Source organism: Phytopseudomonas argentinensis (assembly GCF_900113905.1).
Classification (GTDB): domain Bacteria; phylum Pseudomonadota; class Gammaproteobacteria; order Pseudomonadales; family Pseudomonadaceae; genus Aquipseudomonas; species Aquipseudomonas argentinensis.
The window spans coordinates 338,827-365,067 of sequence record NZ_FORC01000003.1; the positions used below are offsets into that span (position 1 = coordinate 338,827).

27 protein-coding genes are annotated in these 26,241 nt (G+C 63.2%); 19 read left to right on the forward strand and 8 right to left on the reverse strand.

Annotation, left to right across the window (positions count from 1 at the left end):
- Positions 1-35: 35 nt before the first annotated feature.
- The 3 genes from BM154_RS16075 (at position 36) to BM154_RS16085 (ending at position 3,082) form a co-directional block, all read left to right on the forward strand.
- Positions 36-1,004, forward strand: a complete 969-nt coding sequence (locus BM154_RS16075; protein ID WP_074886202.1) for a tripartite tricarboxylate transporter substrate binding protein — start codon at positions 36-38, stop codon at positions 1,002-1,004.
- Between the two features lie 61 nt (positions 1,005-1,065).
- Entirely contained in the window at positions 1,066-1,545 is a 480-nt protein-coding gene (locus BM154_RS16080) for a tripartite tricarboxylate transporter TctB family protein (protein WP_074886205.1), read from the forward strand.
- A 10-nt stretch (positions 1,546-1,555) separates the two neighbouring features.
- Complete coding sequence (locus BM154_RS16085; RefSeq protein ID WP_013793433.1) at positions 1,556-3,082, forward strand: tripartite tricarboxylate transporter permease; 1,527 nt, start codon at positions 1,556-1,558, stop codon at positions 3,080-3,082.
- A gap of 63 nt (positions 3,083-3,145) precedes the next feature.
- Here BM154_RS16085 and BM154_RS16090 read toward each other — a convergent pair whose 3' ends face one another.
- Positions 3,146-3,433, reverse strand: a complete 288-nt coding sequence (locus BM154_RS16090) for a YheV family putative zinc ribbon protein (RefSeq protein ID WP_074886208.1) — start codon at positions 3,431-3,433, stop codon at positions 3,146-3,148.
- Positions 3,430-5,478 carry an oligopeptidase A gene (gene prlC, locus BM154_RS16095; RefSeq protein WP_074886211.1) on the reverse strand — a complete coding sequence of 683 codons (2,049 nt, stop codon included), beginning with the start codon at positions 5,476-5,478 and terminating at the stop codon, positions 3,430-3,432. The genes BM154_RS16090 and prlC overlap by 4 nt, the downstream gene beginning before the upstream one ends.
- Positions 5,479-5,578: 100 nt before the next feature.
- On the opposite strand from prlC, the gene BM154_RS16100 reads away from it, so the two are divergent.
- From BM154_RS16100 to BM154_RS16115, 4 genes are all read left to right on the forward strand, one after another.
- Positions 5,579-6,121 (forward strand): gamma carbonic anhydrase family protein, encoded by a 543-nt coding sequence (locus tag BM154_RS16100; protein ID WP_013793436.1) that lies wholly within the window; start codon positions 5,579-5,581, stop codon positions 6,119-6,121.
- 88 nt (positions 6,122-6,209) lie between these two features.
- Positions 6,210-6,680: a type II RES/Xre toxin-antitoxin system antitoxin gene (gene parS, locus BM154_RS16105; protein WP_074886214.1), complete on the forward strand. Its 471-nt coding sequence runs from the start codon at positions 6,210-6,212 to the stop codon at positions 6,678-6,680.
- Positions 6,680-7,141 (forward strand): RES family NAD+ phosphorylase, encoded by a 462-nt coding sequence (locus BM154_RS16110; protein WP_074886217.1) that lies wholly within the window; start codon positions 6,680-6,682, stop codon positions 7,139-7,141. Before parS ends, BM154_RS16110 begins: the two co-directional genes overlap by 1 nt.
- Before the next feature lie 19 nt (positions 7,142-7,160).
- On the forward strand, positions 7,161-7,658 hold the full coding sequence (locus BM154_RS16115) for a GNAT family N-acetyltransferase (RefSeq protein WP_074886220.1): 498 nt from the start codon (positions 7,161-7,163) through the stop codon (positions 7,656-7,658).
- 388 nt (positions 7,659-8,046) lie between these two features.
- Here BM154_RS16115 and solA read toward each other — a convergent pair whose 3' ends face one another.
- On the reverse strand, positions 8,047-9,213 hold the full coding sequence (solA, locus tag BM154_RS16120) for an N-methyl-L-tryptophan oxidase (protein WP_074886223.1): 1,167 nt from the start codon (positions 9,211-9,213) through the stop codon (positions 8,047-8,049).
- 8 nt (positions 9,214-9,221) lie between these two features.
- A complete protein-coding gene (locus BM154_RS16125) occupies positions 9,222-9,881 on the reverse strand; it encodes an HD domain-containing protein (protein WP_074887135.1) in 660 nt (219 codons plus the stop codon).
- 279 nt (positions 9,882-10,160) lie between these two features.
- Here BM154_RS16125 and BM154_RS16130 point away from each other — a divergent pair, with 279 nt between their 5' ends.
- The 9 genes from BM154_RS16130 to BM154_RS16175 all read left to right on the forward strand — a co-directional run bounded on the left by BM154_RS16130 (position 10,161) and on the right by BM154_RS16175 (position 20,268).
- Positions 10,161-12,386, forward strand: coding sequence for a type VI secretion system Vgr family protein (locus tag BM154_RS16130; protein WP_074886226.1), 2,226 nt, complete (start codon positions 10,161-10,163; stop codon positions 12,384-12,386).
- 25 nt (positions 12,387-12,411) lie between these two features.
- Positions 12,412-12,861, forward strand: a complete 450-nt coding sequence (locus BM154_RS16135) for a DUF6484 domain-containing protein (protein ID WP_074886229.1) — start codon at positions 12,412-12,414, stop codon at positions 12,859-12,861.
- A gap of 9 nt (positions 12,862-12,870) precedes the next feature.
- The gene (locus BM154_RS16140; RefSeq protein WP_074886232.1) at positions 12,871-13,983 is read left to right on the forward strand and encodes a DUF2169 family type VI secretion system accessory protein; all 1,113 of its coding nucleotides are present in this window, start codon (positions 12,871-12,873) and stop codon (positions 13,981-13,983) included.
- A complete protein-coding gene (locus BM154_RS16145; protein WP_074886235.1) occupies positions 13,980-15,017 on the forward strand; it encodes a 3-oxoacyl-ACP synthase in 1,038 nt (345 codons plus the stop codon). The genes BM154_RS16140 and BM154_RS16145 overlap by 4 nt, the downstream gene beginning before the upstream one ends.
- On the forward strand, positions 15,017-16,225 hold the full coding sequence (locus BM154_RS23590; RefSeq protein ID WP_083414590.1) for a PAAR-like domain-containing protein: 1,209 nt from the start codon (positions 15,017-15,019) through the stop codon (positions 16,223-16,225). Before BM154_RS16145 ends, BM154_RS23590 begins: the two co-directional genes overlap by 1 nt.
- A gap of 12 nt (positions 16,226-16,237) precedes the next feature.
- Positions 16,238-17,143, forward strand: a complete 906-nt coding sequence (locus BM154_RS16160; protein WP_074886239.1) for a beta propeller repeat protein — start codon at positions 16,238-16,240, stop codon at positions 17,141-17,143.
- The gene (locus tag BM154_RS16165) at positions 17,143-18,378 is read left to right on the forward strand and encodes a TIGR02270 family protein (protein ID WP_074886243.1); all 1,236 of its coding nucleotides are present in this window, start codon (positions 17,143-17,145) and stop codon (positions 18,376-18,378) included. Before BM154_RS16160 ends, BM154_RS16165 begins: the two co-directional genes overlap by 1 nt.
- Before the next feature lie 232 nt (positions 18,379-18,610).
- A complete protein-coding gene (locus BM154_RS16170) occupies positions 18,611-19,081 on the forward strand; it encodes a DUF6795 domain-containing protein (protein WP_074886245.1) in 471 nt (156 codons plus the stop codon).
- 35 nt (positions 19,082-19,116) lie between these two features.
- The gene (locus tag BM154_RS16175; protein ID WP_074886247.1) at positions 19,117-20,268 is read left to right on the forward strand and encodes a lipase family protein; all 1,152 of its coding nucleotides are present in this window, start codon (positions 19,117-19,119) and stop codon (positions 20,266-20,268) included.
- A gap of 37 nt (positions 20,269-20,305) precedes the next feature.
- Here the strand turns inward: BM154_RS16175 and BM154_RS16180 are convergent, their stop codons facing one another.
- From BM154_RS16180 to purE, 4 genes are all read right to left on the reverse strand, one after another.
- Entirely contained in the window at positions 20,306-20,839 is a 534-nt protein-coding gene (locus BM154_RS16180) for a DUF3299 domain-containing protein (protein ID WP_074886249.1), read from the reverse strand.
- Positions 20,840-20,905: 66 nt separating this feature from the next.
- Positions 20,906-21,154 carry a GlsB/YeaQ/YmgE family stress response membrane protein gene (locus BM154_RS16185; protein WP_070884944.1) on the reverse strand — a complete coding sequence of 83 codons (249 nt, stop codon included), beginning with the start codon at positions 21,152-21,154 and terminating at the stop codon, positions 20,906-20,908.
- Positions 21,155-21,253: 99 nt separating this feature from the next.
- On the reverse strand, positions 21,254-22,339 hold the full coding sequence (locus BM154_RS16190; protein ID WP_074886253.1) for a 5-(carboxyamino)imidazole ribonucleotide synthase: 1,086 nt from the start codon (positions 22,337-22,339) through the stop codon (positions 21,254-21,256).
- Positions 22,339-22,830 carry a 5-(carboxyamino)imidazole ribonucleotide mutase gene (gene purE, locus BM154_RS16195; RefSeq protein ID WP_073263433.1) on the reverse strand — a complete coding sequence of 164 codons (492 nt, stop codon included), beginning with the start codon at positions 22,828-22,830 and terminating at the stop codon, positions 22,339-22,341. Before purE ends, BM154_RS16190 begins: the two co-directional genes overlap by 1 nt.
- Before the next feature lie 251 nt (positions 22,831-23,081).
- On the opposite strand from purE, the gene adhP reads away from it, so the two are divergent.
- From adhP to BM154_RS16210, 3 genes are all read left to right on the forward strand, one after another.
- Positions 23,082-24,104 carry an alcohol dehydrogenase AdhP gene (gene adhP, locus BM154_RS16200; protein ID WP_074886256.1) on the forward strand — a complete coding sequence of 341 codons (1,023 nt, stop codon included), beginning with the start codon at positions 23,082-23,084 and terminating at the stop codon, positions 24,102-24,104.
- An 88-nt stretch (positions 24,105-24,192) separates the two neighbouring features.
- The gene (locus tag BM154_RS16205; protein ID WP_074886259.1) at positions 24,193-24,990 is read left to right on the forward strand and encodes a hypothetical protein; all 798 of its coding nucleotides are present in this window, start codon (positions 24,193-24,195) and stop codon (positions 24,988-24,990) included.
- A 282-nt stretch (positions 24,991-25,272) separates the two neighbouring features.
- Complete coding sequence (locus BM154_RS16210; protein ID WP_074886262.1) at positions 25,273-26,181, forward strand: glutamate/aspartate ABC transporter substrate-binding protein; 909 nt, start codon at positions 25,273-25,275, stop codon at positions 26,179-26,181.
- The last annotated feature ends 60 nt before the right edge of the window (positions 26,182-26,241 follow it).

The window sequence follows — 26,241 nt, forward strand, 5'->3', positions numbered from 1 at the left end:
AGTTGTTCAGGCGTGGCGTTATCGGAGAACTTCCAATGAATAAAATTCTGTCCGCGACCTTGCTGTCCGCTGCCCTGTTGACCACTTCCGCCACCAGCTTCGCCCAGGAGCCGAACTGGCCGACACGTGCGGTGCAGGTGGTGGTACCGGCCAACGCCGGCGGTGACACCGACTTCAATGCCCGCATGATGGCCAAGTACTTCACCCAGATCACCGGCAAGCCGATGGTGATCACCAACATGGGCGGCGGTGGCGGTACCGTAGCGGCGTCCCATGTGAAGGAATCGGCTGCCGATGGCCACACCATCCTGTTCACCCACACCGGCCAGTTGATCGTCAACGAAGTCGCCGGCCTCAGTGAAGACAGCTATGACGCCTTCGACATTTCCTGCATCGCCGGCGTCGACAAGGCATCGATCTTCGTGGCCTCCAAGCAGTCGGGCATCGACAGCGTCGAGAAACTGATCGCCCAGGCCAAGGAAAAGCCCAAGAGCATCTCCTACGGCACCGAGATGGGTAACTTCTCCCACCTGCAGGGCCTGATGTTCGAGAAGCGCACCGGTACCGAGCTGCGCTACATCGACACCGGCACCGTGGCCGAGCGCATCGTCGCGCTGCTGGGCGGGCGCATCGACATGGGCGCGATCAGCTACGGCGCGCTGCAGGACTATATCCAGAGCGGCGCGATGAACGCCCTGGCGCAACCCAACGAGGAGCGCAACCCGCTGGTCGGCGACATCCCCACCTTCCGCGAGAAGGACGTCGACCTGATCGTCGAGAAGCCCTACGTGGTCGCCTTTCCCAAAGGCACCGACGCCGCCATCGTCGCCAAGATGGCCGAGGTGATGCAGAAGATCACCAAGATCCCCAGCTACGGCGAGGAACTGGCCAAGACCTACAAGCAGCCGGTGGCCTACTACGGCACGGACGACGCCATCGCCATGCTCAAGGAACACCGCGAGGAGTTCATGCAGTTCAAGGACGCCCTGCGGCAATCGAACTGACCCCGGCAGCCGCAAGCCCACGCTTGCGGCTTTTTCATTCCCCGATCCATAGGAGTTCGCTGTGGATGCTTTCAAGCGAAAAGAGCTGATCACCGGCGGCTTCATGCTGGCCGCCGGCATCGCTTACCTGCTGGCCACCATGAGCCTGCCGCGCAAGTCGTTCATCGACGCCGCGTTCGTGCCCTATGTGCTGGCGATCTTCATGTGCGGGCTGGGCGTGCTGCAGCTGGTATTCGGCTTTCGCAACGCGCCGGCCGCCGATGCCCCGGCCGACGACAAGAAGGGCGAGGTCTCCGAGTACGGCACGGTGATCAAGACCCTGGCGCTGATCGCCGCCTACATCGCCACCCTGGAGCCCATCGGCTTTCCCATCGTCACGGCGATCTACCTGTACCTGCAGTTCATCGTGCTGACGCCCCACGGCCAGAAGATCGGCCACCTGACCTACGCGATCACGGCGATCGTCTCGGCCATCGTCATCTACCTCATCTTCCGCCAGGGCTTCGATCTGATGCTGCCCTCCGGCGTGCTGAACATCTAGGAGGCGCGCCATGCTCGACCTGATGACACACGGCTTCGCCGCCGTCTTCTCGCTGCAGATCTTCATCCTCATCACCATCGGTGTGGTGGTCGGCATCATCTTCGGCGCCGTGCCGGGCCTGTCTGCGACCATGGCCGTGGCGCTGTGCCTGCCGCTGACCTTCACCATGGGCCCGGCCGCCGGCCTGTCGCTGCTGGTGGCGCTCTACGTGGGGGCGATTTCCGGCAGCCTGATCCCGTCGATCCTGCTGAAGATTCCCGGTACGCCCTCATCGATCGCCACGGTGTTCGATGGCGGGCCGATGATGGAAAAGGGTGAAGGCTTCAAGGCCCTCGGCATCGGTATCGTGTTCTCGTTCCTGGGCACCTTCTTCGGGATCGGCGCGCTGATGTTCATCGCCCCGATGCTGGCCAAGGTGGCGCTCAGCTTCGGCCCCCACGAATACTTCGCCATCGCTATCTTCTCGCTGACCCTGATCGCCACGCTATCCACCGGCTCGCTGACCAAGGGCGTGTTCTCCGGCGCCCTGGGCTTCGCCTTCTCCACCGTCGGCATCGCCCCGGTGGATGCGATTCGCCGCTTCACCTTCGACCAGTCCAACCTCAACGGCGGCTTCGCCATGCTGGCGGTGATGATCGGCATGTTCGCCGTCGCCGAGGTGATTCGCTTGGCCGAGACCGGGCGCCACGCCGGCATGACCAAGGTCAAGCCGCTGGACATGTCCAAGGTGCGCGGCTTCGGCTTCTCGCTGAAGGAATTCGTCGGCCAGCTGCGCAACGCCTTCCGCTCGGCGATGATCGGCCTGGGCATCGGCGTGCTGCCGGGCGTGGGTTCGGGCACCTCGAACATCATTTCCTACATCGTGGCGAAGAAGCGCGCCAAGGACCCGGACTCCTACGGCAAGGGCAACCCTGGCGGCGTGGTGGCCAGCGAAACCTGCAACAGCGCGGCCATCGGTGGCGCCATGGTGCCGCTGCTGACCCTTGGCATTCCGGGTGACACGGTGACCGCCATGCTGCTCGGCGGCTTCCTGATCCACGGCATCCAGCCCGGCCCGCTGCTGTTCATCACCCAGGGGCCGCTGGTGTACACCATCTTCGCCGCGCTGATCCTGGCCACGGTGATCATGCTGGTGCTGGAGTTCTACGGCCTGCGCATCTTCATCAAGCTGCTGTCGGTACCCAAGCACATCCTGCTGCCGATCATCCTGGTGCTCTGCGTGGTCGGGGCCTTCGGCCTCAACAGCCGCCTGTTCGATGCCTGGAGCATCCTGCTGTTCGGCATCCTCGGCTACGGCTTCATCAAGGCCGGCATGCCGGCGCCGCCGTTCATCATCGGTTTCATCCTCGGGCCGATGGCCGAGACCAACCTGCGCCGCGGGCTGATGCTTTCCGACGGCAGCTTCACCGCCTTCCTGACCAGCCCGATCTCGGCGCTGTTCCTCGGCTTGGCGGCGCTGTCGGTACTCTGGCACGCCTACAGCCTGCTGCGCGCCAGGAAGGACAAGAAACCTGCCGAGGCGTTATCGACGAGTTGATCGCCCACTCCTGAAACGAAACAAGCGCCCTGGGGCGCTTGTTTCGCTTCCGCGAGATGAAACCTATTCGGGCTTCTTCAGCTTCGGATTGGGAAAGAACTGCACGGCCTTGACCTTGGGATCCGCCGGTTTCTTCGGCGTCAGGCCGCTGATGTTGACGCGGGTCGGCAGCTCCCTGACCACCGAGTTGCCACGCTCGTCCAGGGTGTCGGCGTAACCGCACTGCACGCACTCGCGATGCGGCACGCCGTCGACGTTCCACATCTTGATGCTGTCCATCTCGCTGCACGCCGGGCACACGGCACCGGCGATGAAACGCTTGGGCGTGACTTCTACAGGGGCGTCGCTCATGCCGCCTCCGCACTCAGGCCGAGATGGCGTAGCAACGCGTCGATGCTCGGCTCACGGCCGCGGAAATCGACGAACAGCACCATCGGCGCCTGGGAACCACCGCGCGCCAGGATCGCCTCGCGGAATGCGCGACCGGTCTGCGGGTTGAGCACGCCCTCTTCCTCGAACTTCGAGAAGGCATCGGCGCTCAGCACCTCGGCCCACTTGTAGCTGTAGTAACCGGCCGCGTAACCGCCGGCGAAGATGTGCGCGAAGCTGTTGGGGAAGCGGTTATAGGCCGGCGGACGCAGCACCGAGACCTCGTCGCGGATGCCTTCGAGCACCTCCAGCACGCTGCGGCCATCACCATGGGTGGCGTGCAGTTCGAAGTCGAACAGCGAGAACTCCAGCTGACGCACCATCATCAGGCCGGACTGGAAGTTCTTGGCGGCGAGCATCTTGTCGAGCAGGTCCTGAGGCAGCGGCTCGCCGGTCTGGTAATGGCCGGAGATCAGTGCCAGGCCCTCGGGCTCCCAGCACCAGTTCTCCATGAACTGGCTCGGCAGCTCCACGGCGTCCCAGGCCACACCGTTGATGCCGGACACGCCGACATGCTCGACGCGGGTCAGCAGGTGATGCAGGCCATGGCCGAACTCGTGGAACAGCGTGGTGACCTCGTCATGGGTCAGCAGCGCCGGCTTGCCGGCCGACGCGGGGGTGAAGTTGCACACCAGGTTGGCCACCGGGCTGACCAGCTCGCCGCTCAATGCACGGCGCTTGTCACGGGCACCGTCCATCCAGGCACCGCCACGCTTGTTGGCGCGGGCGTAGAGGTCGAAGAAGAAACGCCCGACGTGCTGGCCGTTCTCGGAAATCTCGAACAGGCGCACATCCGGGTGCCAGGTGTCGAAGTCATGCAGCTCCTTGATCTGGATGCCGTAGAGCTTCTCGACAATGGCGAACAGGCCGCTCAACACCTTGTCGATGGGGAAGTAGGCACGCAGGATTTCCTGGGAAATGCTATAGCGCTGCTCACGCAGCTTCTCGCTGTAGTAGCCCACGTCCCAGCTCTGCAGGTCGTTGCAGCCCTGCTCGGCGGCGAACGCACGCAGCTCGCTCAGGTCCTGCTCGGCGAACGGCTTGCTGCGTACCGCCAGGTCGCGCAGGAAACTCAGCACCTGCTCGGTGGACTCGGCCATCTTGCTGGCCAGGCTCAGCTCGGAGTAGTTGGCGAAGCCCAACAGGCGCGCCAGCTCCTGGCGCAGCTGGAGAATCTCGGCCATCACCGGGCCGTTGTCGTTCTGCCCGGCGTTAGGGCCCTGGTCCGAGGCGCGGGTGCAATAAGCCGCGTACAGCTCTTCGCGCAGCGCGCGGTTGTCGGCGTAGGTCATCACCGCGTAGTAGCTGGGGAATTCCAGGGTGATCAGCCAGCCCTGCAGGTTCTTGGCTTCGGCGGCCTGCTGCATCTGCGCCTTGGCCGACTCGGTGATGCCGGCCAGCAGGCTTTCGTCCTCGATGTGCTTGGTCCAGGCCTGGGTGGCGTCCAGCAGCTGGTTGGAGAAGCGGCTGCCCAGCTCGGACAGCTTCATCTGGATCTCGCCGTAGCGCTTCTGCTGCTCGGGCGGCAGGTCGATACCGGACAGGCGGAAATCACGCAGGGCCTGTTCGAGAATGGTCTTCTGCGCCACGTCGAAGCCGGCAGCCTCGGGGCTGGCGGCCAGCGACTCGTAGGCCTGGAACAGGGCGCGGTTCTGGCCCATTTCCGTCCAGTATTCCGACAGCTTCGGCAGGCACGCCTCGTAGGCGGCACGCAGCTCGGGGTTGTTGCGCACGGCATTGAGGTGGCTGACCGGGCTCCAGGCGCGGCCCAGCTTGGCGCCCTGCTCGTCGAGCGCGTCGATCAGGCTTTCCCAGCGCGGCGCATCGCCCTGGCTGGCCAGCACCTTGGCGACCACGCTGCGGCTCTCGGCGAGAATGGCATCCACCGCCGGCTCTACATGCTCGGGCTTGATGGTCGAATACGGCGGCAGGTCGAAATCTTGCAGCAGGGGATTGTTCGCACTCACGTCGGGTACCTGTGGTGGAATGAATTAGAAACACTGACCAGTGATATGGCGGTCATCTTAATTACAATCAACCCCCGACGTAACTTCAGAGGTTTCTATCGTGGCGATTCGTACGTATCAGGGCACAAAACCGACGCTCGGTGATCGGGTGTTCGTCGATAGCTCGGCGGTGGTCATCGGCGACGTGGAAATCGGCGAGGACAGTTCGGTGTGGCCGCTGACCGTGATCCGCGGCGACATGCACCGCATCCGCATCGGCAAGCGCACCAGCGTGCAGGACGGCAGCGTGCTGCACATCACCCACGCCGGGCCGTTCAACCCGGATGGTTTTCCACTGATCATCGGTGACGAAGTGACCATCGGCCACAAGGTGATGCTGCACGGCTGCACTCTGGGCAGCCGCATCCTGGTCGGCATGGGCAGCACGGTGATGGACGGCGCGGTGGTCGAGGATGACGTGATCATCGGCGCCGGTAGCCTGGTGCCACCGGGCAAGGTGCTGGAGAGCGGTTTCCTGTACGTCGGCAGCCCGGTGAAACAGGCACGCCCATTGACCGACAAGGAGCGCAACTTCTTCAGCTACACCGCCGGCAACTACGTGAAACTCAAGGACCAGCACATCGCCGAAGGCTACGATCACTAGCTGCCATCCGCCAGTTGGACGTGCAAGCGCGGGCAAAAAGGAGTAACCTTCATTTGACGTTTATTTTTATTCAAATGAAGGAGGCAGCATGACCGTTACCGCAATGCGTCAGGCCAAAGAGGGCAAGGACGACCACTCGCCCGTGGTCGCTGCCTTCTGGGATTTCAGCGCCGGCCGGGAAAAGCTCAGCGAAGCCGAGCGCCTGCAGCAGATCAGGGACGGCTTCGCTGCCGACCTGGTGCAGGCCGTCAAGGCGACCTTCACCCTGCCCGAGCGCAGCCTGGAAATTCTCCTCAACGCCTCGATCTCGACCCTCGAACGCCGCCGCCGCGAGCGCAAGGTACTCGACCCGGTCGCCTCGGAGCGCCTGGATCGAATCGCCATGGTCTGCCAACTGGCTGAAGACGTATTCGAAAGCCGCCAGGCCGCTGCAGAGTGGATGTCCCGCGCCAATCGTTCGCTCGGCGGGCAGGCGCCGATCATGCTCTGCGAGACGGAAATCGGCGCCAAGCAGGTACGTCGGGTGCTCAATGCGCTCGACTGGGGTGGCGCGGCCTGATGCGCGCCTGGCGCGTGGCCAAGGCCAAGCGGGCGACCGATTTGTCCGGGCGTGGCGCGGCCATCGAAGGCGGGCGCTGGAACGAGCAGGATATCGCCGCGGTGTACATGGGCCTCAGCCCCGGCATCTGCTGCCTGGAAACCTTCGTCCACGCCGAAGGCCCGCCAGCGATGCCGATGAAGATCACCTGTTTCGAGCTGCCGGACGACGCGGATCTCTACTGGGAGCCCGCTGCCGGCGAACTGCCAGACGGCTGGAACGCGCTGCCGGTGGATCGCCCGAGCATGGACTTTGGCAGCGCCTGGCTACGCGAGGTCAGCCACCTCGGCCTGATCGTGCCATCGGCGGTGCTGCCGCTGGAGCGCAACCTGGTAATCAACCCGCTGCACCCCGCCGTCAGCCGTATCCAAATCGTCGACACCTACGATTTCACCTACGACCCACGCATGTTCAAGGCGTGAACGACCTCCAGGAAGCCGTGTGAATATTCGCCCTCTTACCGAAGCCGATTTCGATCAGGTCTGGCCCATCATTCGCGATGTGGTCCAGGGCCAGGAAACCTACGCCTATGACCCGGCCATGGACCGCGAAACGGCCTGGAAAACCTGGGTCGAGCTGCCCCGCGCCACCTATGTGGCCGAACAGGACGGGCAGATCCTCGGCACCTATTACATCAAGGCCAACGCCGCAGGGCCGGGCGACCACGTGTGCAACTGCGGCTACATGACCTCGCCGGCGGCGCGTGGCAAGGGCGTGGCGAGCGCGCTGTGCCAGCACTCACTGCAGGTCGCCCGCGAGCTGGGCTTTCAGGCCATGCAGTTCAACTCCGTGGTGGCCAGCAACACGGTCGCCGTGGCCCTCTGGCAGAAGCACGGCTTCACCATCGTCGGCACCCTGTCCAAGGCGTACCGCCACCGCACACTGGGCCTGGTGGATTGCCATGTGATGTACCGCTGGCTGGCGGACAATGATCTTTAGCCGCTGGGTGCCTGCGATGGCCGCAACGTGGCGAAAGCGGACGTAAGACCTCTATCTGTGGGAGCGGGCCATGCCCGCGAAAATAATGGACATAGCCCGTCCCTCCAGAATGAGCCCGCCAGCATTACCGAGTTGCCTGTGCGCTCGGTTCCGCTCTGACGAGCGGGTTTCTTTTGGCATTGCCCCAAAAGTAACCAAAAGGTCTAGCCCCGCCATCCGGCCCCAGCTTCGCTGGGGTTCCCTCGCTCCATCATTGCTCCGGGGGCCGGCCTGAAGGGGCGATTGGCGTCATCAGTTACTTTTGCACAAGAGAAACATAAAAAAGCCAAAACGCTGGATGTCCGCTTCTGCCTTGCTGCAGTCGATAAGCCAGTAGCTCTCGAGCAAGTTATGACCTGAAGCGCGCCAGCGAGAATGCCGACAGGTCAACGGTGCCCGGCTCGTTGCAATGCTGCATGGCCAGCGCCTCACCGATACCGGCGGAATGCTTGAAGCCGTGCCCCGAACAGGCTGACACCAGGGTCACGTTGGCCATCTGCGGATGGGCATCGATGATGAAGTTGAAATCCGGGGTAATGGTGTAGGTGCACACCTTGGACTTCAGCACCCGCCGGGAAACGCCCAGCAGCCGGCCAGCCACGTGGGTGTCGTACAGGGCATCGATATCCGCCTGGCTGACACGGCGATCCACGGTATCCGGGTCGCAGCCCTCGAGGTATTGTTCGGTGGCGATCTTGATGGCGTTCTCGCCCGGCAACGGCGGAAAGCCGTAACAACTGTCGGTATCGGCCGCGCCGTGCAGCAGGATGTACACCGGCGAGTCGGCGGCAAAGCGCTCGGGCTCGTCCAGTTCGAACCACACCAGTTGCTGGCGACAGACCTTGAGCAGGCCGTCGACCGACGCACCCAACAGCTTGCCCGTCCACATACCGGCGCAGACGATGGCTTTGCCCGCCGTCAGCGTGCCACTGCTCGTGCGCAGCCGAACGCCTCCGGTATCCGACTCGATAGCCTCGACCGGCGTATTGCTGTGCAAGACCGCGCCCAGTGCCTCGGCCAGCCGCAGCTGTACCTCAATGGCCAGCTCGGGGCGCACGTAACCGGCACCCGGTTCGTAATAGCCGGTGGCCGCATCGCCGAAGCTGCCGAACTGCGGAAACCGCGCGCGAACTTGATCGGCATCCAGCAGGCTGTGCTCGATGCCGAAACGCGCGGCCAGCGCCGCCGTTTCGCCGCCGAAGTCCGCCGTGCCATGGCCGCGGGTCGGTTCCCTGCTGCTGCTGAGCATCAGCATGCCGCAAGCCTCGAACAGCGCTTCGCCGCTCTGCGCCTCCAGCTCACGCCAGATGCGTTGGGAGTTGAGCGCCAGCGGCACATAGGCGGCGCCCTCGCCCACTGCCTGGCGGGTGATACGCGTGTCACCGTGGCTGGAGCCCTGGTCATGGGGCGGCGCGTAACGGTCCACGCCAGCCACGCGCACACCGCGCTTGGCCAACTGATAGAGGGTGGCGGCGCCCATGGCGCCCAGGCCGATCACGATAACGTCGTAGTGCATGGGATTCTCTACTGCTCGAAGGGCTGGGTTTCGTCGCGAAAAGCCTCGAGGAAGGCGACCATCCGCCCATGCCGCTGCTGCGCCAAACGCGCGCCAGCCACAGTCTGAAAGCCGGAGGCCAGGCCCAGCAGCTTGGTGTGGAAATGATCCAGGGCGAAACGCTGATCATCCAGCGGGCGATGCCGGGCATCGATATCCTCGGCATCGTAGAGCGCGCTGCCCAGGCGCCCGGACACATGGAAACAACGCGCCACGCCGATCAGGCCGATGGCATCCAGGCGGTCGGCGTCCTGCAGGATGCGCGCCTCCAGGCTGGTGGGCATGATGGCGGCGGAAAAACTGTGCGCCTCGATGGCATGGCACACGGCGGCGATGCGCTCGCTCGGCCAGCCGAGGTCAGCGAGCAATTCACTGGCGCGCGCAGCGGACAATCGCGAAGCGCTGGAGCGCAGGGGCGAATTCTTTTCCACCGCCACACAGTCGTGCAGCAACACGGCTGCCAGCAGCAGTTCGAGGTCACCGCCCTCTTCACGCTGCAGTCGTCGCACATTGGCCCAGACCCGCTGCAGGTGCGACATATCATGGGCGCCGTCGTCGCTCGACGGCGCGCAGCAGGCCAACAATTGATCGGCAAGCTCGGCGTAGGGGGCAAAGCAATTCAGGTTCATCGACAGGGCGCCATCGGCCAAAGCCGCACCTTAGGGCCAGGCGCCAGCGCTCGCAAGCCGCACGATGAGATATGGCGCCTTGCCATTACTGGACAAGCTCATAGGGCTTGCGCCACCTTTGGCAGCTTCGCCGAGCAGCCTGGCGGCACGCCACAGCCGTATCGGCCCATCGATTTTCGACAGACCCGCCTATTTGAGCGCACATTCCAAACGGCGTCTCAGCAGATAACCGTGTTCCCGGTTATCTTTGGCACAGGATGGCATCGCAGGGATACGCACATGGCAATCACACAACAGTCGCGCATGGCCAAGGTCAATAGCCCGCTCGGCGACAACGTGCTGGTGATGGAACGCCTGGCCGGCAACGAATCCCTGGGCCGCCTGTTTCACTACGAGCTGAGCCTGGCGTCGGAAAATTCCTCGCTGAAACTCAATGCCCTGCTCGGCAAGCCCATGGGCCTGGCGGTACAACTGGCCGACGGCAGCGACCGCTACTTCCACGGCATCGTCGCGCGCTGCAGCCAGACCGCCCACCGTGGCCAGTTCGCCAGCTACCAGGTCACCCTCAAGCCCTGGCTGTGGCTGCTGTCGCGCACCTCCGACTGCCGTATCTTCCAGAGCAAGACGGTGCCGGACATCGTCAAGCAGGTGTTCCGCGACCTGGGCTTTTCCGACTTCGAGGACGCCCTCACCCGCTCCTACCGTGAATGGGACTACTGCGTGCAGTACCGCGAAACCAGCTTCGATTTCGTCAGCCGGCTGATGGAGCAGGAAGGTATCTACTACTACTTCCGCCATGAGCAGGAGCGCCACGTGCTGGTGCTCTGCGACGCCTACGGCGCCCACAGCACGGCACCCGGTTACGCGCGCGTGCCCTTCTACCCGCTCGACGACCAGATGCGCGAGCGTGACCACATTCACGACTGGCACCTGGCCCACGAAGTGCAGCCCGGCTCCCTGGCGCTCAACGACTACGACTTCCAGCGCCCCAGCGCACGCCTGGAAGTACGCTCCAGCATCGCCCGCGAGCACGCCAACGCCGACTATCCGCTCTACGACTACCCGGGCGAATACGTGCAGAGCAAGGACGGCGAGCAGTACGCGCGCAATCGCATCGAGGCCATCCAGGCGCAGCACGAGCAGATCCGCCTGAAGGGCAATGCCCGCGGCCTGGGCAGCGGGCACCTGTTCAACCTTACCGATTACCCGCGCGACGACCAGAACCGCGAGTACCTGATCGTCGACAGCGAATACACCATCACCCAGGACCTGTACGAGAGCGGCCGCGACAGCGAAAACTTCCAGTTCGACAGCAGCCTGACCTGCATCGACGCCAGCCAGGTATTCCGCCCGCTACCGCGGACCGTGCAGCCCATCGTGCAGGGCCCGCAGACGGCCATGGTGGTCGGCCCCAAGGGTGAGGAAATCTGGACCGACCAGTACGGCCGCGTGAAGGTGCACTTCTACTGGGACCGCCACGATCAGTCCAACGAGAACAGCTCCTGCTGGATTCGCGTGTCGCAGAACTGGGCCGGCAAGAACTGGGGCTCTATCCAGATTCCGCGTATCGGCCAGGAAGTCATCGTCAGCTTTCTGGAAGGTGACCCCGACCGGCCGATCATCACCGGCCGCGTCTACAACGCCGAACAGACGGTGCCCTACGACTTGCCCGCCAATGCCACGCAAAGCGGCACCAAGAGCCGCTCGAGCAAGGGCGGCACGCCAGCCAACTTTAACGAAATCCGCATGGAGGACAAGAAGGGCGAAGAGCAGTTGTTCATCCATGCCGAGAAGAACCAGGACATCGAGGTCGAGAACGACGAGACCCACTGGGTCGGCCACGACCGCACCAAGACCATCGACAACGACGAGACGGTGCACGTCAAACACGACCGCACCGAGACGGTGGACAACAACGAGACCATCACCATCGGCGTCGACCGTACCGAAAAGGTCGGCAACAACGAGTCCATCACCATCGGTGTTAACCGCACCGAAAATGTGGGCAGCAACGAATCGATCAGCATTGGTGCCAACCGTACCGAGAGCGTCGGCAGTAACGAGACCATCAGCATCGGTGCCAACCGCACCGAGAGCGTGGGCAGCAACGAAACCATCAGCATCGGTGCCAACCGCACCGAAAGCGTGGGTAACAACGAGCGCATCACCATCGGCGCCGACCGCACCGAGCTGGTCACCGCAAACGAAAGCGTGTTCATCGGCGCCAACCAGACCACCGCCGTCGGCGGCAGCGAATCGCGCTACGTGCGTGGCGAGCGCAACACCCGCATCGGCAAGGACGACACCCTAAACGTCGGCAAGAACTTCGTACTCAAGGCCGGCGACTCGATCACCCTGCAGACCGGCGCCGCCAGCATCACCATGAAAAAGGACGGCACCATCGTCATCCGTGGCAAGAACATCAGCGTCGACGGCTCCGGGGCGATCAACGTCAAGGCCGCCAAGAACATCGTGATGAAAGGCCAGAAGATCCTGCAAAACTAGGCCGCGATCAGCGCCAGGAGCCCCCATGACTGTCCAGCACCACACTCCCGCCGCCGCCACTCGCCTGGACGGCGTGGTCATCGGCGTACTGCTCGATGTGCCGAAAGCCTCCAGCCCAGTGGTGGCCTTTGCCGGCTGTCCGTTGGAGACCGGCATCGCCGCGACCACCACCACGGCCCTCAGCCGCGAGGACATCGGCGCCCAGGTAGCGCTGATGTTCGTTGGTGGCGACCCGACCCAGCCACTGGTGATCGGTCGCATCCAGCGCCTGCCGCAGGCAGCGGGGCCGGCGGCCGTCGCGCATCTGGACGGCGAGCGCCTGGAATTCAGCGCCGAGCGCGAGATCGTGCTGCGCTGCGGCAAGGCCAGCATCACCCTGACCCGCGAAGGCAAGGTGCTGATCAAGGGCGCCTATCTATCCAGCCGCTCCAGCGGCGTGAACCGCATCAAGGGCGGTTCGGTGCAGATCAACTAAGAGCCGCCCATGGAACTGCTCAACGCCACCCGGATGGTGGCCGCCTACAATCAGGGCCTGGACGCCGATGGCCGCGAATACCTGGTGGTCATCGTCAAGGGCACCTTCGACCTGCCGGTAGATGGCAGCGTGGCGCGCCTGCTCGATGAGCAGCAGCCGCTGCTGATGAGCGATACCTTCGCCGGTGACCCGGCACTCTCGGCGCCACTGCGCGAGTTCGACTTCGCGCCGTTCAAGCCTTACTGCGACGTGCTGGTCAGCGGCAGCGCCCATGCGCCGGGCGGCCGCCCGGTCAGCCAGCTGACCGTGGGCATCCGCGTCGGCCGGGTCAGCAAGGCATTCAGCGTGTACGGCCCGCGGCATTGGCAGCCCGGCGCCCTGGGCACCAGCGCCGGCGCGCCACAGCCCTTCGTGCGCCAGGACATTTCCTACGCCAGCGCCTTCGGCGGCAACCACCCGGCACCCGGCAACCCCGAGCAGTTGCTGTGCAACCTGCGCAACCCGGCCGGCCAGGGCTGGTACCCACGCAGCCTGGGCGGTGGCACCGTGGTCGGCATGCCGATGCCCAATACCGAAAAGCTCGGCCAGCCCGTGGATGCGCCCCATGGCGATTTCGAACCCATGGCCCTCGGCCCGCTGGGCAAGCACTGGCAGGCGCGCGTCGGCTTCGCCGGCACCTACGACCAGGCCTGGCAGGACGAGCAGTTTCCCTTCCTGCCCAGAGACTTCGACGAGCGCTACTTCCAGGCGGCCCCGGCCGATCAGCAGACCGACTACCTCAAGGGTGGCGAAGACGTCTTCCTGCTCGGCCTGCTGCCCACCGAGCGCGCCGGCTTCCGGGTGCCCAGCGTGCGCATGCCGGTAACCTATTTCCTCAGCACCGGTGGCCATGAAACGGCGCAGGCGGTCATCGACACCCTGCTGGTCGACACCGACGCCAACCGTGTGGAAATCACCTGGCGCACGCGCCGGCCACTCAAGCGCAGCCTGTTCGAGATCGCTCAGGTGCTGGTGGGCGAGAAATCCCGGGGCTGGTGGCGCGCCCGCGAACTGGGCAAGGACTACTATCCGTCGCTGGCCGCGTTGAGCCGCAGCCGTTCGACCGAGGATGACCTGTCATGAGTGCCCTCAGCATCCTCTCCAGCGGCATGCTCAGCGCCGTAGGCCTGAGCGCGCCAGCCAGCTGCGCGGCGATCCGCTGTGCCCTCGACAACTTTCAGGAAACCCGCTTCATCGACGCCGGCGGCGAATGGCAGGTCGCTGCCAGCGTGCCGCTGGAGGAGCCGTGGCGCGGGCGTACCAAGCTGGTGAAGATGGCTGCCCGTGCCATCGCCGAAAGCCTGACGGGCGTGCCGGGCATCGATTGCGCCGCCACGCCGCTGCTGCTCGGCGTTGCCGAACTGGATCGCCCAGGGCGTAGCGACGGCCTGGACACCAGCCTGCTACGCGATATCGAGTGCGAGTTGGGCGTGCGCTTTCATGAAGCTTCCACGCTGATCCCGCGGGGCCGGGTCAGCGCCGGCGTGGCGCTGCTCAATGCACGCCGGCTGATCCACGAAGGCGGCCACCGCCACGTGCTGATCGCCGGGGTCGACTCCTTTCTCAACGCCGCCACCCTGTCCGCCTTCGAGCAGCGCCAGCGGCTGCTCACCAGCCGCCATTCCAATGGTTTCATTCCCGGCGAAGGTGCGGCAGCGGTGGTGGTCGGCGCGCCCGTGCGCCAGGACGCCGAGCAACTGATCTGCATGGGGCTGGGCTTTGGCGTCGAGAAGGCCAGCGTGGAAGCCGACGATATCCCGCTGCGCGCCGACGGCCTGGTGCAGGCCACCCAGGCGGCGCTCAAGGACGGCAACTGCCGTATGGAGCAGATGGACTACCGGCTGACCGACAACTCCGGCGAGCAGTACTACTTCAAGGAAGCCGCCCTGGCGCTGAGTCGCACGCTGCGGGTGGTCAAGGAGGAGTTCGACATCTGGCACCCCGCCGACTGCATCGGCGAATGCGGCGCGGCCATCGGCCCGGCCATGCTGGCGGTGGCATTGGCCGCCTCGCGCAAGGGTTACAGCCTGGGCTCGAACATCGTCTATCAACTGGGCAACGATGCCGGCGAGCGCGCCGTGGCGTTGCTGCGTTACCAACGGGTAGGAGCAGCCTGATGGCCAACGAGGTCTATGCCAACAACCGGGAGATTTCCTGCAAGGCAGCCAGCGGCAAATCCATCGCCGCCTTTCCCGACGTCTGCTTCACCCCGCCGCAAACGCCGCCGATGCCCCTGGGCATCCCGATCCCGTACCCCAACACCGGGCTGTCCAAGGACACCACCAAGGGCACGCGCACCATCCGCATCACCCGCAAGGAAGTGATGCTCAAGAACAAGAGCTACTACAAGACCAGCTACGGCGACGAGCCTGGCCGCGCCCCGAAGAAAGGCATCATCACCAGCAAGATCAAGGGCAAGGTGTACTTCACCTCCTGGTCGATGGACGTCAAGTTCGAAGGCAAGAACGTGGTGCGGCATATGGATTTGACGACTCATAACCATGGGTCGATGCCTGGGAATACGCCGACCTGGCCTTATCTGGATCAGATGGCGGTGAGCAAGGGTGAAGGGCCGTGCAAGGAAGACATCAAGAAAGAGAAAGATGCGTGCAAGGAATACACCCCTCATGGGGATGGGGACCCATGCCCGCCGACCACGGAACTGGTGAAAGCCAAAAAAGCGCGGGCGCTTACCGCTAAGGGCTCCCCTGCCAGGGCCCAGGCCAATACGTCCGTTAAAAGCGCCTACGAGCAACTCGCCAGTAAGAATCGAGCCAACAAATGCCTGCAGGCTCGGCGCTGCATGCTAACGCCCTACAAACCCAAAGGCCGCGGCAAAACCCGCCAGCCGGGCTGTTGCCCTGGCCAAACAGGCCACCATCTCATAGAAGCTTCAGCGTTCCTTGAGCCAGGTACCCGCAAAGAAGGCGGTTCCTTAAGAGCGCAATTCAAAAACTCGAAATATGACCTTGATCGAGCACCCTGCGTGTGTGCAGAAGGCCCTGACAATACGACCGCGACCCACGGCTTGATGCACACCTACCAAGGTGTCAGAGCAAAAAAACTTGCTCCAGATGGCACATGGACCTTGCGCCAGGCCACCGAATGCGGCGCGGCATCAGTGAATATGGTCTTTCAGAGTGGATGTGATCAGCAGTGCCTGGAGTCGCAACTCAATGCCTACCATTCCAGTCCGGAAGTGGGCGTAAAACCAGATACGAAAATACCGTCTTCACCCAGTGGTAAAACCGACAGCGCAGTTGCTGAGCTGGCTTGGTCGAGTTACGACCGCGCCAAACAGAGCACCCGCATGAGCCGCCGGTAATGAGGAAATAGAATGACTACTTTCAATTTCAAAAGCATCGGATACCGTTTTCGCGGTGGCGCTGTTCGCTATAACGATCTTTCGTATGCTTTATGTATTGATCCCGGTTTGGCAGAGGAACAGCTACCCCACACTGCGTTCTATGCCCTTGATGCCGGCGATTGGTGCATGTTTGATATCGGTCGCTGGAACGCTCATTCGATCTGCGTTACCCAAACGCCAAAAGACCAAGCCATCGCGCTAGGCGAGCACGGCAATATTCGCGTGATAGGCAACAACGACGATTACGATGAGCAGATAGCCTGTCCGGGCGTAACGCTGAGTATCATGCGAGAGATACGCAATATCGGTGGTTTTGCCTATGTCTGCGGCATGGATCGTCAGGTTTTCAAACGAGAAAGCCCAGGCAATTGGATCGTTCTACACGGCGATATGCCTAAGCAACCGGCCAAGGACATGGTTTTCGGGTTCGAATCCATTCATGGCTACAATGAGCAAAATATCTACGCCGTCGGCTGGTATGGCGAAATCTGGCATTTCGACGGTAAAACCTGGAAGAACTGCGCCAGCCCTACCAACATAAACCTCACTCGGGTGTGCTGTGCCGACGATGGCTGGGTTTATGCCTGCGGCATGCATGGCATTCTTTTGAAGGGTAAAAACGATCAATGGGAAACCATCGATCATGAGGCAACCGATTCGGATCTATGGGATCTTGAGTGGTTCGCGGGCAAGCTTTATATCTCTACACTCCACGCACTGTACTGGCTCAATGGAGGCCAGCTTGAGCTGGTCGACTTCGGTGTTTTGATCCCCAATAGTTGCCACAGCTTGAGTAGTGCAGATGGGCTGCTCTGGTCCATCGGGGAAAATGACATCCTGGCCTTCGACGGCACTTCGTGGACCCGAGTCGAGTAATGATCGCCATCATCCTCGACCAGCACGCCGAAGAAGCCGCCTTTCTAGCCGGCCTGCGCAGCTACGCCATTAGCGCGCCGCATTATGACCTGGCCCATCTCGGCGATCTGGACGAGCGGATCGAGGCCCATCTCGATGGTCTGCAGATCGCCGGCCTCAAGGGGCTTCATCTGTTGCTGGAGCAACTCACCCCTCACGCCCAAGGCGAGGTATTCGCCACGGCTGCGCTGGCGCTGCGGCTGGGCAACGAGAGCGCACTGGAAACCCTGTATCAGCACCTGCATGCCAACCCCGAGGGCGAGGCGTTTCTTGTCGCCGCATTGGGCTGGCTGGAGTGGCACGAGGTCTCCAAGCTGATCGAGCGCGACCTCAATGCCACTGACGCCCAGCGTCGCCGGATCGCCCTGACGGCCCATGCCCTGCACGGCAAGGATCCCGGCCCGGCGCTGCTGTCGGCCCTCGGCCACGGTGATGCCAGCGTACTGGCTGCCGCGGCTCGGCTGGCTGGCACTCTGCGGCGTCGCGATCTGCTGCAGCCGCTGCGTCAGCACCGCCTCCACGGCGACGATGACGTCCGCTTCTGGAGCAACTCGGCCAGTGTCCAGATGGGTGATCAGGAAGCGCTCGGCAACCTGCGCCTGTTCGCCGAACAGCCGGGTGAACGGCGCCGGCCTGCGCTCGAGGTGCTGCTCGCCTGGCAACCGCGGGAGGCCAGCGTCGCCTGGTTGCGCGGCCTGATGCAGAGCGAGGCGCACCGCCATATGGCGATCCAGGCCATCGGCCTGCTCGGTGATCCGCAGACCATAGCCTGGCTGATCCGCCAGATGCACGAACTGCCCACGGCCCGCGCTGCGGGCGAAGCATTCAGCCTGATCACTGGCGCCGACCTCGCGGAACTCGACCTGGAATTGAGCGTCTATCCCGACTACGACGAAGGCCCTACCGATGATCCGTCCGACGCCAACGTCGCCATGGACCCGGACATCGACCTGCCCTGGCCCGATCCGCAGCAGGTCGAGCAATGGTGGCAAGGTCAGCAGCACAGCTTGCAGCCAGGCACCGGGTATCTGCTGGGCCAGCCGTTCAGCGAAAGACAGTGCATGGCCGTGCTGCGCAGCGGTACACAGCGGCAGAGACGTGCAGCGGCCAGTTTGCTCGCGCGCTACCAGCCGACCAGCGTTCTGTTTGCAACGGATGCGCCGGCGCGCCGGCAAAAGCGATTGCTGGGCTGCTGAGCCCAGGCGATCAACGACACAAGGAGAGTGCGAACATGCTCAAGAAATCCCAGCTGGCCCCGTCGCTATACTGCAGCGCCAGCCATGGGCAGAAATCCCGCTCGAAGAAACCGCCTGCTCACAGGCATGACTACTTCATCAGTCTGCGCATAGCGCCGCTGATTTCGCCTTGCCGCAGCAATCAACGTGCGGCACGTCCCGAAACGCTCAGCCATTCGGCGAGGGAACGACCTTGAACCGTAAAACACTTTCCTGCTGCGCATTGCTGCTTATCGGACTACTCACACAGGGTTACGCCATGGCTTTTTCCAAGACGCTTTATCTGTTCTCCGAGGTCGAGGGCACCGTGTTGCTCGATGGCAAGCCCGCGCAAGGCGTGGAGATCGAGCAGGAATATCACTGGCACTGGAAGAACGAGCACCGCAAGAACAGGGTGCAAAGCGATGCACAAGGTCGCTTCCATTTTCCGGCCGTGACGGCCAAGTCACTGACCGCCGGTTTCATGCCTCACGAGCCGGTGATCGGCCAGCGCATCACGCTGCGCTTCCAGGGCAAGGAACACAAAGGCTGGGTGTTCACCAAGCACAACTACGACGATCAGGGCGAGGTGAAGGACCGGCCGCTGAAGTTCACCTGCGAGCTGAACAGCGAGCCCGTCGCTCATCCTGAAACAGAAACATTTGGCATCTGCGTTCTTCAATAACGCCTGCCCTCTCACCAGACCAGAAGGATCCGGTTGTGAACCCACTGAGCCCCAAACAATCTGCCCAGATCGCCACCCACGTTTATACCGTCAAGGATGCCGTCATGTCGTCCATGGGCGGGGTGGAAGACGAAGCTGCCCGTCTCGGCTTGAGCAACTCCTTTGATTTCTCCAATTTGCAAATGGCCAGCGGAACCAGCGGGGCCGTTTTCCGTACCCGGACCGGCTTCGCCTATGCGGTGCATGGCGTGGGCGGGCGGCAGGGGGAGATGCTGCTGGCGTTTCGTGGCACTGACAGCATCGCCGACGCCCTGACCGATGCGAATGCCGGTCTGCAGCGCGGCCCGAGTACCTGGCCTGTGCATGCCGGATTCAATGAGACCTTCTCGTCCCTGCGCAAAGATCTCGAGGGTTTCATGCGCGGACGCAACCCCAGCACCGTGCACTGTGTCGGCCATAGCCTGGGCGGCGCGCTGGCTACCCTGGCGGCGGACCACCTCAGCGAATTGGGCGTGGCAGGGATCAAACTCTATACTTTCGGTTCGCCGCGCACCGGTGTAGGCGGCTTTGCCCGCCATCTCAGCGGCAAGCTTGGCGCCACCAATATCCATCGGGTGTATCACAGTGCCGACCCGGTGAGCATGGTGCCGATCTTTCCATTCAGCCACGTACCGGTCAGCGGCAATGTCTGCATGATTCCCTGGAAGGGCGCGCAGATCAGCCCCAATGCACACCGCATGACCCAGTACCTGCCCGCCATTGGCGACGCTACCTGGACAGGGCTGTATCGCAATCCGGAACCGCCTCTTGATCGGGAAATCGACATTTGGCTGGAAAGCGCCAGCTACGGCCCGACCATGTTTTCCGCAGCAACGCTGTGGATGATATCCAAGGCCATGCAGTACCTGCTCAAGAAGGCGGCCAATATCGTCGTCGGCAGCGCGATCACCCTGAGCATGACGGTGCTCGATCAGATTGCCGGCGTTCTGGTGCAGGGTGCTCAGATCTGCAAGGACATCAGCGATTCGATCCGCGCGCTGATCGTGAAGATCTTCAACTTTCTGGGCCGTGCAGTGCCCGCGACGATTGAAGTGACCACCTTCTTCCTGCGCTGGGTGCTCAATCTGCTCGCCAGGGCCGTGGTGGACATGGCACGCCAGGCCATGCAGCTGGTCGTACGCTCCTGAGTAAAAAAAGCGGCGCCCTCAAGGCGCCGCTTTCCCATCACAGATCGTTTTCCTCGACCATTCTCGCGCTGCTGGCATCCAGCGCATAGGCCGCATCGGCCAGATCGTTGCTGACGGACTCGATCTTCAATGTGCCATTGACCCATAGCGGCTCGTAGATATCGTCCAGGGCGATGCCCTTGGGGTAGCGCACCAGCACCAGTTGGTTGGGCGGCGGTGGCGGGACGTGGATGCAGGCGCCCGGGTAGGGCACCAGAAAGAACAGCGTGCTGCGCCCGGCGTTGTCGGTTTCCAGCGGGACTGGATAGCCGCCGAGGCGGATCTTCTTGCCGTTCATGGCCGGCACCGTCTTGGCCGAATACATGACGGCGGGCAAACCTTTTTCCTGTTGCTTCAAACCGCCCTTGCTGTCGAAGGTGCCGGCCCCTTCCGGACCGTTGTGGGTGATCTCCGGCATCTGCTCCAGGGCACGCTGATCCTCTTCGGGCATCAGCTCCAGCCAGTCGGTTTCAGGGAGTTCGGCGCGGGCGAAGCCGCTCAGCAACAGCAGGACCAACAGCAGGTAACGCATCGACGGGACTCACGGTGGTAATGGCCAACAGGGAGTAGCCAGGCGTCGATGCGTCAGGCTACCGGTTTAGCGTTTCTTGGTGATCATGCCGTAGATCACCAGCAGAATGATCGCACCGACCACCGCGCCGATGAAACCAGCGCCTTCACCTGCCTGGTAGATACCCAGGGCCTGGCCACCGTAGGTGGCAGCGATGGAACCACCGATACCCAGCAGGATGGTCATGATCCAGCCCATGCTGTCATCGCCAGGCTTGAGGAAACGGGCAATCAAACCCACGATCAGGCCGATTAGAATAGTGCCGATAATACCCATGACGCCCTCCAGAATTGAAAAAGGCGCCGCACTGCTGCGGCGCCTTTCATCTGACGAGAGCGGCGGCGCAGAGGTTCAACCTGCCTCGCCCGCGCCTGTCTAGCCTGCGGCGATAAGCGCCTGCACCTCGGCGATACGGCTGTCGAGGGTCGCTCGGTCCGCGCAACGCAGGGTGGCGTGGCCGACCTTGCGACCGGCCTTGAAGGCCTTGCCGTAGTGGTGCAGGTGGCAATCGTCGATGGCCGCCACCTTATCCACAGCGGGTACGCTGCCGATGAAGTTGAGCATGGCGCTCTCGCCGACCTTGGCGGTCGAGCCCAGCGGCAGGCCAGCAACGGCGCGCAGGTGGTTCTCGAACTGGCTGCACTCGGCGCCTTCGATGGTCCAGTGCCCGGAGTTGTGCACCCGTGGAGCGATCTCGTTGGCCTTGAGGCCGCCATCGACTTCGAAGAACTCGAAGGCCAGTACGCCCACGTAATCGAGCTGCTTGAGCACGCGGCCGACGTAATCTTCGGCCAGCGCCTGCAGCGGATGGTCGGTGCTGGCGATCGACAGGCTGAGAATGCCGCTGTCGTGGGTGTTGTGCACCAGCGGGTAGAAGCGCGTCTCGCCATCACGGCCACGCACGGCCACCAGCGACACTTCACCCGTGAACGGCACGAAGCCTTCGAGAATGCACGGCACGCTGCCCAGCTCGGCGAAGGCGCCGCTGACGTCTTCGGGCGCGCGCAGCACCTTCTGACCCTTGCCGTCGTAGCCCAGGGTGCGGGTCTTCATCACCGCCGGCAGGCCGATGCTGGCCACTGCGGCATCCAGGTCAGCCTGGGACTGGATATCGGCGAACTCGGGCGTCGGGATGCCGAGATCCTTGAACATCGACTTCTCGAACCAGCGATCACGGGCGATGCGCAGCGCTTCGGCGCCCGGGTAGACCGGCACGAACTGCGACAGGAAGGCCACGGTTTCCGCCGGCACGCTCTCGAACTCGAAGGTCACCAGGTCGACCTCGTCGGCCAGCTGGCGCAGGTGATCCTGATCACCGTAGTCGGCACGGATATGCTCGCCCAGCGCCTGTGCACAGGCATCGGGGGCCGGGTCGAGAAATGCGAAATTCATCCCCAGCGGGGTACCCGCGAGGGCCAACATGCGGCCGAGCTGGCCGCCGCCGATTACGCCGATCTTCATTACTGCGCCCTCGGGTCCGGGTTTTCCAGCACGGTGTTGGTCTGCTCGTCGCGGAACTGCTTGAGCGCCGCATGGAACTGCGGGTGCTGGTGACCGAGGATACTGGCCGCCAGCAGCGCGGCATTGATGGCACCGGCCTTGCCGATGGCCAGGGTAGCCACCGGAATACCGGCCGGCATCTGCACGATGGACAGCAGCGAATCGACGCCCGAGAGCATGGACGACTGCACCGGCACGCCAAGTACCGGCAGGTGCGTCTTGGCGGCGCACATGCCCGGCAGGTGAGCGGCACCGCCGGCACCGGCGATGATCACCTGGATGCCACGACCTTCGGCTTCTTCGGCGTACTGGAACAGCAGATCCGGGGTGCGGTGGGCGGACACCACCTTCACCTCATTGGGGATGCCCAGCTTGTCGAGCATCTCGACGGTATGGCTCAGGGTGCTCCAATCGGATTTGGAACCCATGATTACGCCAACCAGTGCGCTCATCGTCTTGCCTCTCTACGTCTCGGGCGCAGGGCGCCATGTCGATGGATCGGGCGCCTGGCGCCTCGGCATAAACCAAAAGCCACGCGAGGGCGTGGCTTGTAGAAACCGGCAATTATACTGCAGCCGTGCACAAATCGATAATCGACCGCCCGTCGGCCCCTGGTGCATTACCCGCTGCAGTTGTCCTGAAGCAATGCCCGGCTCGCCGAGCCTTGCATACTGGTGGTTCTCATCGAGAGGAGGATCGCGCCATGCAGCAGACCATGAAAGCAGCCGTCGTCCATGCCTTTGGCGAGCCGTTGCGGCTCGAAGAGGTGAAGGTTCCCCTGCCCGGCCCCGGGCAGATATTGGTGAAGATCGAGGCGGCGGGCGTCTGCCACACCGACCTGCACGCCGCCGACGGCGACTGGCCGGTGAAGCCCAGCCTGCCGTTCATTCCCGGCCATGAAAGCGTCGGCTATGTCGCTGCGGTCGGTGCCGGGGTAACCCGGGTGCGTGAGGGCGACCGGGTCGGCGTACCCTGGCTGTATACCGCCTGCGGCTGCTGCGAGCACTGTCTGACGGGCTGGGAAACCCTGTGCGCCGAGCAGCAGAACACCGGCTACTCGGTCAACGGCAGCTACGCCGATTACGTGCTGGCCGATCCCAACTATGTGGGCATCCTGCCGAAGAGCGTCGAGTTCGCCGAGATCGCGCCGATTCTCTGCGCCGGCGTCACCGTCTACAAAGGCCTGAAAGTGACCGGCGCCCGGCCCGGCCAGTGGGTGGCGATTTCCGGTATCGGCGGCCTGGGTCACGTGGCCGTGCAGTACGCTCGCGCCATGGGACTGCACGTGGCCGCCATCGACGTGGACGACGCCAAGCTGGCGCTGGCCAAAAAGCTCGGCGCCAGCCTGACCATCAATGCCCGCCAGGAAAACCCGGCCGAGATCATTCAGCGCGACATTGGCGGCGCCCATGGCGTACTGGTCACCGCGGTGTCGAACAGCGCCTTCGGCCAGGCGATCGGCATGGCCCGGCGTGGCGGCACCGTTGCCCTGGTGGGCCTGCCGCCGGGCGACTTCCCGACGCCGATCTTCGATGTGGTGCTCAAGGCCATCAGCATCACCGGTTCCATCGTAGGTACCCGCGCGGATCTGCAGGAAGCCCTGGACTTCGCCGGCGAAGGGGTGGTCAAGGCGACCATCCACCGTGACCGCCTGGACAACGTCAACGGCGTGCTCGAACAGCTGCGTGCCGGGCAGATCGAAGGCCGGGTGGTGATGCAGTTCTGAGCAGGGCGTTTGCCAGCGGGAACGGGCTCACAGTGCCCGCTGTCAGACGCCGTTAGAATCGCTCCATCACCCACCAAAGGACTACGCCATGACACGGCTGTCGCTGCTTATCGCCTCAACCTTCCTGACCTTCAACGCCAGCGCCCTGGAACTGGCGAAATACCCCAAAACCTTCGCCGCCGACAAGGGCATCAGTGTCGTCGTCGCCCCCAGCAGCGACGAGAAGCAGGCCCTGGTGCAGATCAGCGGCATCAACCATCCGCTCGATGAAGTGGTGCTGCTGACCGACGTCAACGCGCGCAGCCAGGACGAAAGCGACTACGCGACCACCCTCGATGGCAGCGCCTACGTGCTGATAGGCCAGCGCCAGGAGTGGGGCGGCGAGTCCTACCAGCTGTACCTGCCGGGCAACCGTGAGCCGCTGTACCTGAGCTTTGACGAAAAGGCCAGCAAGGCGGTCAAACCGACTGAGCTGCTGGCACTGTACGAGAAGCAGAAAAAGGATGGTGTGCAGGACAAGCTGGCCAAGTTCGACCGAGAGAAGCGCCAGCAGTACCACGTCGAACGCCTGCAGCAGATGGATGCCGAGGCCTCGACCAGCTGCGGTACCACCCTGAAGACCGACGTGAACTGGCAGGCCTTGGATGAGCAGCTGCTCAAGGAGCTGAGCGTATCCGGCTATTGCGGCGAGGTGGTCAACCAGATGAACAACCTGTGCAGCAGCTCGCCGGCCTTCAAGGAGCAGGCTGCCAAGCTGAACACCGTCGAATGCAGCTTCGGCAAGGAAATGAAGATTCGCGAACAGGGCAATCACATCCTGTTCAGCACCGAGCGCGACGCGGCCAACCAAGGTGACTTCATCAACGCCTTCCTGCGTAATCGCTGAGCGAACTGTGCCGGGCGGCCTTGGCGAGGCCGCCTCTTTTCATTCGGAATTCCGAACGCCGGGCGGTCGAAAAACCGAACATCCGAATCGGCAACGGCCGCAAGGCCGCTGATGGAAATATAAATTCCCTTATCTATCAATTAGTTGGCATTACCAAGAGGCTATGAGCGGGCCTGGCACACATCCTGCTCCCATCCATGTAGGAAAGCGATAGCCCTTCCACATGGCGGCACGTACCTCGTCGTACGTCCCCAATAACAACAACACCGAGGAAATCGACCCATGCGTATCGTCCCCCGCGTACTGGCTGCAGCCGTTGCCGCCACCCTGATGTCCAGCCCGGTATTCGCCGCCGAACTGACCGGCACTCTCAAGAAGATCAAGGACTCGGGCACCATCACCCTGGGCCACCGCGACTCGTCCATCCCCTTCTCCTACTATGGCGACACCTCCAAGCAGCCGGTTGGCTATTCCCATGACCTGCAACTGAAGGTTGTCGAGGAGCTGAAAAAGGAACTGGAGCTGCCTGACCTGAAGGTGCGTTACAACCTGGTGACCTCCCAGACCCGTATTCCGCTGGTACAGAACGGCACCGTGGACCTGGAGTGCGGCTCCACCACCAACAACGTCGAGCGCCAGCGCCAGGTCGACTTCTCCGTCGGCATCTTCGAAGTGGGCACCCGCCTGCTGACCAAGAAAAGCAGCGGCGTGAACGACTTCGAAGACCTCAAGGGCAAGAACGTGGTGACCACCGCCGGCACCACCTCCGAGCGCCTGCTCAAGTCCATGAACGCCGAGAAGAAGATGGGCATGAACGTGATTTCCGCCAAGGATCACGGCGAGTCCTTCCTGATGCTCGAATCCAACCGCGCAGTCGCCTTCATGATGGACGACGCCCTGCTCGCTGGCGAAATGGCCAAGGCCAAGAAGCCGGATGACTGGCATGTAGTCGGCACCCCGCAGTCCTTCGAAATCTACGGCTGCATGGTTCGCAAGGGCGACGAAGGCTTCAAGAAAGTGGTCGACAAGGCCATCACCGACACCTTCGCCTCGGGCGAGATCAACGACATCTACAACAAGTGGTTCCAGCAGCCTGTTCCGCCAAAAGGCCTGAACCTCAACTTCCCCATGAGCGACGAGCTGAAAAAGCTGATCGCCGAGCCCACCGACAAATCTGTAGAGCAGATCTGACGGCGTGATGCCGCGCCCCTTTCACAAGAAGGGGCGTAGCGGGAACCCGGAGGGGCCGCA